General features: G+C 31.6%; 12 protein-coding genes. 3 read left to right on the top strand and 9 right to left on the bottom strand.

The features are described 5' to 3' along the window. Positions 1 to 138: 138 nt before the first annotated feature. Positions 139 to 1,023 carry a glycine--tRNA ligase subunit alpha gene (gene glyQ, locus Anndu_RS09020; RefSeq protein ID WP_464100888.1) on the bottom strand — a complete coding sequence of 295 codons (885 nt, stop codon included), beginning with the start codon at positions 1,021 to 1,023 and terminating at the stop codon, positions 139 to 141. Between the two features lie 235 nt (positions 1,024 to 1,258). After that, a complete protein-coding gene (aat, locus tag Anndu_RS09025; RefSeq protein WP_464100889.1) occupies positions 1,259 to 1,843 on the bottom strand; it encodes a leucyl/phenylalanyl-tRNA--protein transferase in 585 nt (194 codons plus the stop codon). Between the two features lie 194 nt (positions 1,844 to 2,037). Between aat and Anndu_RS09030 the strand changes: the two genes are divergently transcribed. Then, complete coding sequence (locus Anndu_RS09030; RefSeq protein ID WP_464100890.1) at positions 2,038 to 2,367, top strand: hypothetical protein; 330 nt, start codon at positions 2,038 to 2,040, stop codon at positions 2,365 to 2,367. A gap of 66 nt (positions 2,368 to 2,433) precedes the next feature. On the opposite strand, the gene rpsN is transcribed toward Anndu_RS09030, so the two are convergent. Next, complete coding sequence (gene rpsN, locus Anndu_RS09035) at positions 2,434 to 2,736, bottom strand: 30S ribosomal protein S14 (RefSeq protein ID WP_464100891.1); 303 nt, start codon at positions 2,734 to 2,736, stop codon at positions 2,434 to 2,436. Positions 2,737 to 2,976: 240 nt separating this feature from the next. Between rpsN and Anndu_RS09040 the strand changes: the two genes are divergently transcribed. Together Anndu_RS09040 and Anndu_RS09045 are read left to right on the top strand one after the other, a co-directional pair. Continuing rightward, a complete protein-coding gene (locus tag Anndu_RS09040) occupies positions 2,977 to 3,852 on the top strand; it encodes a phosphatidate cytidylyltransferase (protein ID WP_464100892.1) in 876 nt (291 codons plus the stop codon). A gap of 77 nt (positions 3,853 to 3,929) precedes the next feature. After that, positions 3,930 to 5,888: a DICT sensory domain-containing protein gene (locus Anndu_RS09045; protein WP_464100893.1), complete on the top strand. Its 1,959-nt coding sequence runs from the start codon at positions 3,930 to 3,932 to the stop codon at positions 5,886 to 5,888. A 337-nt stretch (positions 5,889 to 6,225) separates the two neighbouring features. Here Anndu_RS09045 and coaE read toward each other — a convergent pair whose 3' ends face one another. The 6 genes from coaE to Anndu_RS09075 all read right to left on the bottom strand — a co-directional run bounded on the left by coaE (position 6,226) and on the right by Anndu_RS09075 (position 12,590). Then, positions 6,226 to 6,810 (bottom strand): dephospho-CoA kinase, encoded by a 585-nt coding sequence (gene coaE, locus Anndu_RS09050; RefSeq protein ID WP_464100894.1) that lies wholly within the window; start codon positions 6,808 to 6,810, stop codon positions 6,226 to 6,228. 59 nt (positions 6,811 to 6,869) lie between these two features. Further along, the gene (locus Anndu_RS09055) at positions 6,870 to 7,664 is read right to left on the bottom strand and encodes a hypothetical protein (RefSeq protein WP_464100895.1); all 795 of its coding nucleotides are present in this window, start codon (positions 7,662 to 7,664) and stop codon (positions 6,870 to 6,872) included. Continuing rightward, the gene (locus Anndu_RS09060) at positions 7,665 to 8,762 is read right to left on the bottom strand and encodes an AAA family ATPase (RefSeq protein WP_464100896.1); all 1,098 of its coding nucleotides are present in this window, start codon (positions 8,760 to 8,762) and stop codon (positions 7,665 to 7,667) included. Continuing rightward, complete coding sequence (locus tag Anndu_RS09065; protein ID WP_464100897.1) at positions 8,756 to 9,895, bottom strand: DUF262 domain-containing protein; 1,140 nt, start codon at positions 9,893 to 9,895, stop codon at positions 8,756 to 8,758. The genes Anndu_RS09060 and Anndu_RS09065 overlap by 7 nt, the downstream gene beginning before the upstream one ends. 163 nt (positions 9,896 to 10,058) lie before the next feature. Then, entirely contained in the window at positions 10,059 to 11,465 is a 1,407-nt protein-coding gene (locus Anndu_RS09070; protein WP_464100898.1) for a ferredoxin:protochlorophyllide reductase (ATP-dependent) subunit N, read from the bottom strand. 369 nt (positions 11,466 to 11,834) lie between these two features. Further along, the gene (locus Anndu_RS09075; protein WP_464100899.1) at positions 11,835 to 12,590 is read right to left on the bottom strand and encodes a DUF5331 domain-containing protein; all 756 of its coding nucleotides are present in this window, start codon (positions 12,588 to 12,590) and stop codon (positions 11,835 to 11,837) included. Between the last annotated feature and the right edge of the window lie 64 nt (positions 12,591 to 12,654).

The raw sequence follows: 12,654 nt of genomic DNA on the forward strand, positions 1-12,654 counted from the left end.
TGCGATAGAAACAGAGGTTATAGAAATTAAGGGTAGTAGTTTTCTTAACATCTTCCGATAAAAAATCTATTAAATTTTCCCAAAAATTTAGACGGTAGGGGGATAGCAGTGCTATATCCCTACCATCTGACTTAAAATTTAGGCCTTAACTAGCTCTTTTAAGGGATAACCTAAAGATTCTCTTTGTTCTAAATAAAGATGGGCAATTTCTCTGGCTAAATGTCTAATTCTACTAATATAACGGGTTCTTTCAGTAACAGCAATTACGCCCCTTGCATCCAGTAAATTAAAGCTATGGGAGCATTTTAAAACATAATCTAAAGCGGGTAAAACTAATCCTTTTTCAATTAATTGTTTTGCTTCTTCTTCATATAAACTAAATAAATTAAACAGAAAATCGGGGTTAGATGCTTCAAAATTATAGGTACATTGTTCAATTTCTGATTGTAAGAAAATATCTCCGTAATTAATCTGATCTGTCCAACGAATATTATAAATAGTATCTACTTCTTGTAAATACATGGCTAAACGCTCTAAACCGTAGGTAATTTCAATGGAAACGGGTTTACAGTCAATACCCCCACATTGTTGAAAATAGGTAAATTGAGTTATTTCCATGCCATCTAACCACACTTCCCAACCCACACCCCAAGCGCCAAGGGTGGGCGACTCCCAGTTATCCTCTACAAAACGAATATCATGATCATCGGGATTAATTCCTAATGCTCTTAAAGAGTCTAAATAAATTTCTTGAATATTATCAGGAGATGGTTTAATTAAAACTTGATATTGAAAATAATGTTGAACTCGGTTAGGATTTTCACCATAACGGCCATCGGTAGGTCTACGACAGGGTTCAACATAAGCCACCGCCCAAGGTTCAGGCCCGATCGCTCTTAAAAAGGTATGATGATTCATTGTACCCGCACCCTTTTCCGTATCGTAGGGTTGGGCGATCAAACAACCTTGATCACTCCAAAATTGATTTAATTTAGTAATAATAGATTGAAAATTAAGGGACATAGTTTAATTTAGTTTGTTTTACTGTAATAAATTTAAGATAAATTCAACAGTTAACAGTGGACAGTGGACAATAACTTTTTAAATTGCCCATTGTCTATTGTCAACAACTGATAAATCAGTTTTCTATTATATCTTAGGTAGTGCTAAATCTAGCAGATCAATAGGTTGTTAGCTCCCATTTTTGAGACAGGATAATTTTTTGATAAAAAACAAATAACCAATCACAAATAACCTATTAATTATCCTTAAATTTTGGTTTAAATAACATGGCTTTCTTTAATAAAAATTGATATTCTTTTTCTTCAATAATATAAGCTCCAAACCTTTCTAAATGAGGATTTTGCATTTGCACATCAAATAAAAGATAACCCTGTTTTCGTAAATGTTCAACTAATTTAACCATGGCCACTTTAGAAGCATCAGGAATATGATAAAACATAGATTCCCCAATAAAAGCACCATTGATCGCCAAACCTAAAATGCCTCCGGCGAGTTGATCCCCTTGCCATGTTTCAAAACTATAAGCCCATCCCGCTTGATTTAACGACAGATACAGTTCAATTAATTCTTCTGAGATCCAAGTGCTAGGGCGATTGGCACAGCCCCGACAAACCCCCTCAAAATCACGATTAATTGCCACACAAAAGCGATTTTGATTCAAAACTCGATTGAGGGATTTTGGATAGCGAAAACGCCCATCTAAGGGCATAATAGTGCGCTTTTTACTCGAATACCAAGCTAACTCCCCATTATCATCTTCAGCCATCAGAAAATAACCTTGGGAATAACCTTCAATAATTGCCTTAATATTAAATGCCATTGCTTTTTGAGTCAGTAATTATCATTTGACAATAGACAATCAACAGTGGACAATAAAAAAATTTATTGTCAATTGTCAATTGTCAACTTTTATTAATTAATTAAGTAGATGGTCAATTATTTATTGTTAATTATTAATAATTTATAATTGATTTTGACTTTTCAATTGTCGGTTTTAAATTGTAAATTTTCAAAATGGCGACTCCTATTCCTCCGATTACCTTACCTCCCCTTCAGGATCCAAGCCAAGAAGGAGAATGGTTACAGCATAATTTACACCAATGGCTAGATCAAGAGTTTTTACCTGAAGTGATCAATTTGACGATCGCCCATCGTGCTAGTCAAATTTTTATCCGTCAACGTTTAGAGGGTGAAAATGATCTTGGCTCATTAGTGATTGCGATCGTTACGGAAATGCAAAACTTTGATTTTACGAAAAGTTTTTACAGTGAATTTGCGATCGCTAATGCCGTCAGTGATTTAATTTTAGAAAGCTTAGGGATTGATCGCTGTTGTGGCGGCTAAATTAAGTCATAAGTAACGAGAGAGACGTAAAAAGTTGCGTCTCTCTTGATTCTAATAAAAGTTAGACTACCAACTAGATTTAACCACACCGGGCAATAAGCCTTGATGCGCCCATTCCCGTAACACATTACGAGATAAACCAAAATCACGATAATAGCCTCTAGGTCTACCAGTTAACCAACAACGGTTACGTTGACGACAAGGAGCGCTATTACGGGGAAGTTTTTGAATTTCACGTTGAATTTCTAATTTTTCAGCGGCAGACTCAGCCGTGCGGAATTGTTCTTTTAATTCTGCTCTTTTGTCTGCATATTTTTCGATCAGACGAGAACGTTTTTTCTCACGCTCGATCATGCTTTTTTTAGCCATTGGTTTAAAATACTCTTTATTATAAAGACACAATTTTTTATTGTATCGTAATGAGGATTGTAAAGGCAAGAGTCTAAGTAGGAAAACTAAAAATTTTCCCCGATGGTTGGTCAAAAGAAGATCATAATTTGTTAATCTTTGATCAGGTATTCTTAAAGTTTTGAGCAAAAAAGATTATCTTTACCTTAAGATCACATTAATGCCTTAACTTTTTCACCACAGTTACTTAATCTAAATTCTATGCCTTGGACTCGTATCATTAGCGGAATTATTGCGATCGCATTTGCCTTGATTATTATTACCTTGGGCGGATGGTATTTTACATTAGGGATAGCAGTGATTGTTTTTTTAGGACAACTGGAGTATTTTCGCATGGTTCAGGCTAAAGGGATTGAACCATCAAAAAAAATTACCTTAATTTTATCTCAATGTTTATTAATTAGTTCGGCCTTTTTGAGACCTCATTTAACGGATGCCATCTTTCCCATTGCGGGGGCATTTATTTGTTTTTATTTATTATTTAAAAAGAAAATTGCCACGATCGCCGATATTTCCACCTCAATTTTAGGCTTATTTTATGGGGGTTATTTGCCCAGTTATTGGATTCGTTTAAGAGTAGGATTATTTGATCAAGACAGTATTAATTTACCGTTAATGGGTTATTTTCCTAATTCATGGCAGGATCCGAGTCAATTTCCCTTTGCTTTAACTTTAACTTTTTTAGTGATGGCCTGTATTTGGGCGGCGGATATTGGGGCTTATTTTATGGGAAAATCCTTTGGCAAAACCCAACTATCCCATATTAGCCCGAAAAAAACCGTAGAGGGCGCAATTTTTGGTTTTTTAGGTAGTTTAACGGTGGCCGAGATCGGTGCATGGTATTTTCACTGGCATTCATGGATCATTACTGGTTTAATTTTAGGATTATTAATCGCTATTACTAGCTTATTAGGTGATTTAATTGAGTCCGTAATGAAAAGAGATGCGGGAGTTAAAGACTCTGGGCAATTAATTCCCGGCCATGGTGGGATTTTAGATCGCACGGATAGTTATGTTTTTACTGCCCCTTTGGTTTATTATTTTGTTACCATTTTATTACCTTTATTTCCTTTTTAATCAGCTATCAGTTGATTAATACTTATTACTTATTACTTACTACTTATTAATTATTACTTGGTCTTTGTTCACTATTCATGGATAGCCAAAACTCGATCGTTGAAGAATTATTAAAAATATTTCCAGACAAACGACTACAAATGTATTTTAAATCTTCCTTAAAAGCACTTTCTAAAGCGATGGAAGATCAAGCTTTAGCCCAGTTGGATCGGCCGTTAGTCATTGCTAGTTTTCAACATGAGCGTTTTTATCGTCCTGAAATTCAGCGTTATCAAAAAATTGCTCTTAAAACCGATCATCTTTATGTTTTAGCTACTTCTGAAAAGGATTTTATTAATAATTCTGATCCATACGAAACTATTGTTTTTTCCCCCGAAGATCAACTGTTTAAAGAATGGCATTTAGTGATAATTGGCCAAGAATATGGTAGTTGTTTAATTAATCGGGAAAAACACCCTCAAAAAGAAGAATTTGAAGTAACAATTGATAATGCTAGACGTTTTGATGGGCTGTGTACTTTTGAACGATCAGTTGCTCAACAAGCGGCTCAATTATTATTAGCAAAAATTCAATTTTATCGTCCTGAATTAAGTGCTAAAATTAGTGAAGCACAAGAACTTTATTTAACTAATAAACCCAAAAGAGGGCGACCTTCTACTAAAAATATGAACGGTGGGATTCGCAATCCTGATCCTTTTGTTTTACGTTTAATTTCCTATTTACAAGCTAGTCAATATAAGTTAATTAAAGCTAATAAAACTTTAACCAGTAAAGAGGAAAAAGAAAGATTAATTAATGAAGTCGCTATCGCTATCCGTAAATCCCTTGATCCTGAAGAAATTTTGCAATTAGCTGTAGATATATTGGGAGAAGGTTTAAATGTTTGTCGTTGTATAATTTATCGCTGTCAAGAAACGGATCAATTTGCTCAAATTAAACATCAATATTTAAAACCTCATACTATCTCAAGTTTGGGAAAATATTGGCCATTAAAAGATAATAATTTATTTCAAACTGTTGTTGAGCAAAAACAATCTTTATCTATTAATAATATTTTGGCAAATACCAATTTATCCTTATTATTTAATCCCGATAATTCTCAAGAAATTTTAGTTAATTTAATTCAAAATTATGGCATTGTTTCTTGGCTACTTGTGCCTGTTTTATATCAAGATAAATTGTTAGGAATGGTGGAATTACATCATTGTCAAAATCCTCCTATTATTTGGAAAAATGAAGATCTGGCTCTCGTAAATGCCATCGCCACTCAAGTGGGCGTAGCCTTGATTCAAGCCGAAGCCTATCACAATTTAGAACATCTTAATCAACAATTAGAAGCCTTAGATCGCACCCGATCGAACTTAGTGGCCATTACCGGCCATGAATTGAGAACACCATTATCCACCATTCAAGTATGTTTAGAAAGTTTAGCCAGTGATCCAGATATGCCCCTAGAAATGAGAAAAATAATGTTAGAAACTGCCCTCAATGATGCGGAAAGAATGAAAAAATTAGTCCAAGATTTCCTAACATTATCACAGTTAGAAAGTGGCCGAATCAAATGGAATTTTGAAGCCCTTTGTTTAGAGGAATGTATTGCCCTTTCTGTGAGCAATGTTCAAGCTCGTCACTATGGTAATGATTTACCCACTATAACATCTCAAATATCCTCAAAATTGCCTTTAGTTAGGGGAGATGGGGAATGGCTAGTAGAAGTTTTAGCCAAACTTTTAGATAATTCCTGCAAATTTACCCCGATGGACGGTGAAATAATAATTTCAGCCCAACTAACTAATAATAAAAATGTTGAAGTTATCATTTCAGATACGGGGCGAGGCATTGAAACAAATCGCTTAGAAACAGTATTTGATCGCTTTTATCAAGAAGAAGGAGCATTAAGAAGAAGCACCGGAGGTACAGGTTTAGGGTTAGCTATTTGTAGGCAAATTATTGAAGGCTGGGGCGGTAAAATTTGGGCTAATTCTTTAGGTAAAAATCAAGGGAGTGAATTTCATTTTACCATCCCTATTTTTTAGTAAAATCTCAACAGTATATTGATTAATCTAAGTAAATTTACCGAGATAAAAAATAAAGAAATAAGGGATTTCCCTGATTGCCAAATTGAAAAAATAAAGTTATTATAAAGATATAAGTTTGAAGTGGATTTTTCATGTTTCGTGATTTTTTTCATGTTTCGTGATGTGTCTGGATTTGCTGAATATGCAGTTTTAGTTAAAGTTATTCATCAGAAATCGTCAAAACTATCTAGTAAAAAACGATATAGCAAAAAATTTTTGATTACATATTCAGTAAATCTAGGTTTTTGTCAATTGATTATTAATAATTAATAAAATTAATATTTAATAAATTGTCTTATTTCAGATATTGGTCAATTTGTTGATAAAGAAATTCTACACTGGAATTATTATTTAAAACCACATTAGCTAAAGCAATTTTTTGATCTAAACTCCATTGATTTTTAATTCTGATTTGCGCCTCATTTAGATTCAAATTATTTCTTTTCATTAATCTTTCTAATTGTACTTTATAATCACAATTAACTACCCAAATTTCCGTAACTAAATCAGTCATTTTCGCTTCAAATAATAGGGGAATAGCTAAAACAATGATTTTAGCATCTGAATTATTAATTGCCTTAATTAAACAATTTTTAACAAAAGGATGAATTTGATTTTCTAGCCATTGTTTCGCATGGGCATCATGAAAAAGAATTGATCCTAACTTCTGGCGATCGAGGGTGCGATCGGATAATAAAAGATCCTCCCCATATTTTTCAACAATTCTAGTGAGAATGGGGCTATCTTTTTCAACAGCATTTCTAGCAAAAAGATCCGCATCAAAAACAGGAATTTGATATTTACTTTCTAAATAATTAGAAACCGTAGTTTTCCCCGTAGAAATTCCACCAGTTAAGCCAATAATTTTACGTTGTGACATGATTAAATTAGTTTATAATTTTATCTTAAAATAACTAATAAAGTAACTGCATTAATAACTTAGTTTTTGTTAGTTATAAGTTTATTTTTGATCACAGAAGGAATCTCTTTTTCATCAATTGGATAACCGTGATAAGTGGGATAACCTTCGTCATCAAAAGTATTGTCATAATGAAAAACATAAAATTGATCATTTTCTTTACAAAAACCATATCTTTTATTGCTATTTTCATTAATATCTGCGATAGAAATATTTAAAACTTTTTGGGCTTTTTCATCACTTAAATCCATAGGAGTTGCATTTTTCCAATAACCTAAACTATCATGTTTTAAATGAAGTTTATAACGTGGACATAGTTTTTTTGCTTGATCAACTTTGGTTAAATTTTTAATTATTTTACTTTCTAAAATATTGTTATTTTCTTGAAATTCAACCTCAATATTTCCATCAGTAAAATTAGGAGCATTTTGTAAACTAATTAAGATTCCTTCAAGTTTAACTGCACCTGTTAATGAACTTGATGAAACATCTTTTTTTTGATAAAAACATTGACAATTATCTATTACCCCTTGTAAATCTATAAAAGGCCCTTTACTTAAGAGTCTAAGTAAAATTTGAGCTATTTTTTGCTGATTAGATTTTTGAGATTTAATTGTTTGAAAAATCCATTGACTTATTGTTAAATTTTTTGATAAATTTTTACTAGCAAAACTACTATGAGTTAAAATTGGATCACCATTTTGAATTATGGTTATTTCTTCAATAATTTTAAATAAATCTTTCATTAATTCATCAACTTCATAAGAATCTTTTGCTTGGGAAATTAAAGAAAGTTCATTGATCAAAAAGTACATTTATAATAACTCCATTAAATCTTTTTCAGCTTGATCAAAAAAACCATCCGGCCACTTATCAATTCCTCCATCTTGATAGATACGAGGTGAAATAATCTCAGTTATGGCTTGACCTTTTTTTAAATATCTTTGAAAATAGTGAATTTGCACATCTTCAGCATTAATTTTATTATGACGTACCGCTTTACGAATACCATTTAAAAGATGATCACTATGGGTTTCTACTATTATTTGAACACCACAACTTGAAGCTAAAGCAATTAATTCACCTATTTTAGATTGCCCTTGTGGATGTAAATGAGCTTCAGGATTTTCTAATAATATTAATGAGTCTTTTTTTGCTGATAAAATAGCAACAATAATCGGTAATGTATAAGTAATTCCAAAACCAACATTAGTTGATCTATAAGGATTACTAAGTCCATAAGAATATTGTAAACTAACTAAATCCATTCCTGAAAAAGATTCTATCTCAATTCTTGTACCTGGGCTAATTTCTCCTAACCAAGCTTCAACTTGATTTTGAAATTTGAGGGAATTTTCTGAAGGATGAGACAAATTTTTATTAATAATAATTGTTTCATCATAAACGGAAAGAAAATGAGGTGTAAATTCTCCTTGATTGCCTAATTGTTGATGTTGTTTTACCTGAAAATCAGAAATTTCAAAATAATTTTTAGGAGAGATTCTATCCGCTCTTAAATAATGAAAATTATCATTAAAAAGACTTTCATTATAAACAGTTTGATTGATCATAGAAAATGAAGAAAGCTGAATAATATCTGATTCTCGGTTATAATGAAAAACCCATTTACTTGTCATCTCATTTTCTGTGATAATTTCAAACATAATTAAATCATCTTTTGCCCTTTCAAATAAAGCATCTTGAGCAGTTCCAATGCTAACAAAATCACCATTAAGAGCTAATCCTTTATCTTTTAACAAATCTTGTTGATAGGATTGTCTTAATAAGAGTAAAGATTGTAATACAGATGATTTTCCACTACTATTTAAGCCAGATAATAAGGTTAAAGGTTTTAAGGCAAAAGATTGATTTTCAAAAGGTTTAAAATTTTTTAAAGTTAATGATTTTAGCATGATAAAACCTCCTGAACTATATTATTAATTTGCTCAAAACTATATTTTACTTTGAAAATTGCCTGAGATATAGACTTTAAAAAATCAGGATCATCTTTCATCTTTTGTTTAAATTTTTCTTGTAATATTTCTTTTTTAGTAATTAAAATATTAATTTCTTCTTGATTTAATTCACTTAAAGTAATTGACCATGTTTCAAAAAGAGATTTATTTACAGGAGAATTTTGAGATTTACGAAAAGCTGTATCTCCAAAAATATCATAAGCGACCTTCATCGCTTTAATAAATTTATGTTCTATTTCTTCTATTAACAAATCTTCTATTTTATTTAATTTTTTTATAGCTTCATTCAAAAAATAATTACGTCCTTTTTTTTCAGGATAATCTTGATAATTTGTTAATGTAAAAGCAATAAAACCAAGTACAAATTCATGATCCTCTAATCTTTGTTTTTTCTTTTGCGTTAACTTTGTAACTCTTTCAAATTCAGGTAAATTAGCAAATCTTTTAATAATTTCTATTGGTTTACCCGGATTCATTGCTTGACGTAATTCTTGATTATTAAGCGGTAATCCTCCTGTATTAATTCTCTGAAAAATATTATATTTTACTTGATCAGGAGTTCCGGGTTCAATTAAATAAATTGTTAATTCTGTTTCGTCTATTCTTCTTTGATAATGACGAGGTAAATCATCATAACTTTTATTTTCTAAATCTGTTAAAAATTGTAATCCAGTCAATTTAAGTTTCTTTTTTTCATCTTTATCAATAATAAAACTTTTAAAGGTACTAATTCTTTGTAAACCATCTATCACAATCCATTCATTATCATCAGTTGCATCTATATAAAATGCAGGTAAAGGAATACGAATTAAAAGAGATTCTATTAAACGACTTTTTGCTTTATTTGTCCAAATACCCGCTTGACGCTGAAAATCTGGTGCTAAATCTATTTCATCATATTTAATTCTTTTAAGTAATAAATCCATCGTCATGGGTTTATTTTTCACCCTAATCAGAGTTGGATCAAATGGTTCTTTATTGTCATCATCATCATATATAAATTCATTATCAAAATCATTCTCTTGATCTAGTAATTCTATTTGTTTATTATCTATTGTATTAATTTCCATTATTTTAATCCTAAAAAATAAACTAGGGACACAATTAAAATATGTATCCCTAATATTATCATAAATCATAATTTTAAACTGTAGGGTGGGCAAAGCTTATTTAATTACTTAATTAAACTTTAACTTATGATCGCTTTGCCCACCTTACTCTAGTTTCAAAAACTTAAACTAAAGCTTCCTCTTTAACTAATTTTTCCCAACCTAAATCTTTTAAATTATTATTACGTCTTAAAGGGCGGGTAACTAATTCTAAAATATCACGCGCATTGGTAAAACCGTGCATCTGGGCAAAGGTAAATTCTACTGACCATTTTGTGTTAATTCCCCGCGCTTCTAAGGGGTTGGCGTGTGCCATGCCCGTAATCACTAAATCCGGTTTAAGCTCATAAATCCTCTGAATTTGATTATAGTTATCGGGTTTTTCCACAATTTTCGGTAAAGGTGTTCCCATTTGTTCGCAAGTTTGCGCCAAAAAGTCTAATTCTGCTTTTTGATAGCGTTTATCCATATAAGGAATACCAATTTCCTGAACAATCATACCACAACGGATTAAAAACCGAGCGAGGGAAACTTCTAACAGATTATCTCCCATAAAAAAGACAGATTTTCCTTTAATTAGGCTCACATAATCTTCTAAACTTTCCCAAATTTTCGCCTCTCTTTCGTCTAATCCTTGGGGTTGAATATTGAAAACTGAGCAAATTTTCTCAATCCATGCCCTTGTGCCGTCTGGCCCGATCGGGAAGGGTGCGCCAATTAATTTCGTCTTACGGCGGCGCATTAAAGTGGTGGCGGTACGGCTTAAAAACGGATTCACCCCACAGGTATAATAACCTTCATCAATCACAGGTAACTCGGTATAGCGTTTTGAGGGTAGCCAACCGGAAATTTTAACCCCTTGTTTTTTCAATTCTAAGGTTAAATTGGTCACAACGGGATCGGGTAATGAGCCAAATAAAACGAGGGGGGGATGCTCTTTATACTCAGATTCTTCTTTTGTTACATCCTCTTTTTTGCGTCCGAAATTTAATAATTTTTGAATAGCGTTTCTTTCCTCTTTATCCTCATCTTTTTTAATTTCAGTGGAGGAGGGGCATCTTTGTGCCATAGCCGCTAAAACCGTATCTTCTCCCTGTGTGAAGGCATAATCTAAACCGTTGGCACGCGCCACCACGATGGGAATACCGATTTCAGCCTCTAATTTAGGGGCGATTCCCTCTAAATCCATTTTAATGATTTCCGTTGTACAAGTACCAATCCAGACGATTACACTCGGATTTCTGTCTCTTTTAATCTGTAAACATAATCTTTTTAATTCTTCATAATCATTTAATTTTGCGGAAATATCCCCTTCTTCTAATTCGGCCATGGCATAACGGGGTTCAGCAAAAATCATTACTCCCATGGCATTTTGGAGGAAATAACCACAGGTTTTTGTGCCGATCACTAAGAAGAAACTATCTTCAATTTTTTGATATAACCAAGCTACACAACTGATGGGGCAAAAGGTGTGATAATTACCAGTTTCACAGTCAAAAGTTAAGGCGGTAGAATCTTGGGTAAGGGTCATTTTTTTAGCTCCTAAATTAATGTTTTTTTAGAAAAATAAGCATCTTGCTGGTTTGATTTTATGGGTCAAAAGTTAAGTTTTAATATTGCTTTGAAATAAATTTCAAAACTAATATTAATCGTTATCTAAAGATAACTAAGAATTAACTTTTTAGCTTGATTAGTTCAATTTATTGAACGGTTTATGTTAGCCTTGAAATTAATTTCAAGGCGGGTTGTCTTGTTAGAATTAACTTATTTTTATAAAAGAAAAAATTTTTTTTATTTATAAGTTATTCTGTTTTTAATATACCGCTTTGAAATGAATTTCAAAGCTAAGATTTTGACGTTATCTAAAGATAACTAAGGTTTAATTTTTAATCAAAATAAATCAATTATTTTGTTCTTGTTTCCTAATTTCTGCTCTAATTTTTTCTAATTCTTCTAAATCAGAATTATGAGGAAAATAGGGATCAAGTAATTGATTTTCTTTATTTTTTTCTCTATTATCTAGTTCGACTCTAGGATCAAAATCTAATCCTAATGTTAAGATTACTTTTTCACCCGATGGATCCATCCTAAATAAAGGAGTCAACATTTTTTGTATTCTTGGCTGTATAGTAAGAGCAAAACCTAAGATAAAAGAAGTCATAGGACGTTTTTCTTCTGAATCTGCACTGGATTTACTCCACATAGCTAATGAGCAGATCCAATCTTCATTAGACTCAAAATAATTAAGCCATTTTTCCTTTAGTTCTTTTTTTAAATCTTCAAATTGAATTAATTTAGAATTTGATAAATTATCTTGAGAAATAATCTCTTTTTGTAATTCACTAATTTCTAAATTCTCTTTTTTTAGCATTTCATCTGGATTAAAATTTAAACCCAGAGCTAAAACAATTTTATGAGTATCAGATTCCGCTTGAGAGAGAAAGATTAGCCAGTCTTTAACATTAGGTTCTAAAATGCTAATTACTGCTAAAATAAAACTAGAATTAGGGCGTTTTACTTCTGGAATATATTGTCTATTATTTAATTGGATGGTTACGGATCCAGATAAATATTTACTTATCCAAGATTGATTATTTTTGTAATAATCTAACCATTTAGTTTTTAGAGATGATTCTAATTCCTCAAAATCAATCATTAGTTATCAAAATTAAACTAGAAAACTTAAACTATTAACTATCAATTATCAATTATTAATTAAA

This window comes from Annamia dubia NIES-4383, assembly GCF_055394725.1.

What these genes read in the sequence shown, in the direction of transcription:
- aat (WP_464100889.1), bottom strand. Translation starts at nt 1,843, where the DNA reads ATGGCATTTAATATTAAGGCAATTATTGAAGGTTATTCCCAAGGTTAT.
- glyQ (WP_464100888.1), bottom strand. Translation starts at nt 1,023, where the DNA reads ATGTCCCTTAATTTTCAATCTATTATTACTAAATTAAATCAATTTTGG.
- coaE (WP_464100894.1), bottom strand. Translation starts at nt 6,810, where the DNA reads ATGTCACAACGTAAAATTATTGGCTTAACTGGTGGAATTTCTACGGGG.
- Anndu_RS09045 (WP_464100893.1), top strand. Translation starts at nt 3,930, where the DNA reads ATGGATAGCCAAAACTCGATCGTTGAAGAATTATTAAAAATATTTCCA.
- Anndu_RS09065 (WP_464100897.1), bottom strand. Translation starts at nt 9,895, where the DNA reads ATGGAAATTAATACAATAGATAATAAACAAATAGAATTACTAGATCAA.
- rpsN (WP_464100891.1), bottom strand. Translation starts at nt 2,736, where the DNA reads ATGGCTAAAAAAAGCATGATCGAGCGTGAGAAAAAACGTTCTCGTCTG.
- Anndu_RS09075 (WP_464100899.1), bottom strand. Translation starts at nt 12,590, where the DNA reads ATGATTGATTTTGAGGAATTAGAATCATCTCTAAAAACTAAATGGTTA.
- Anndu_RS09040 (WP_464100892.1), top strand. Translation starts at nt 2,977, where the DNA reads ATGCCTTGGACTCGTATCATTAGCGGAATTATTGCGATCGCATTTGCC.
- Anndu_RS09055 (WP_464100895.1), bottom strand. Translation starts at nt 7,664, where the DNA reads ATGTACTTTTTGATCAATGAACTTTCTTTAATTTCCCAAGCAAAAGAT.
- Anndu_RS09030 (WP_464100890.1), top strand. Translation starts at nt 2,038, where the DNA reads ATGGCGACTCCTATTCCTCCGATTACCTTACCTCCCCTTCAGGATCCA.
- Anndu_RS09070 (WP_464100898.1), bottom strand. Translation starts at nt 11,465, where the DNA reads ATGACCCTTACCCAAGATTCTACCGCCTTAACTTTTGACTGTGAAACT.
- Anndu_RS09060 (WP_464100896.1), bottom strand. Translation starts at nt 8,762, where the DNA reads ATGCTAAAATCATTAACTTTAAAAAATTTTAAACCTTTTGAAAATCAA.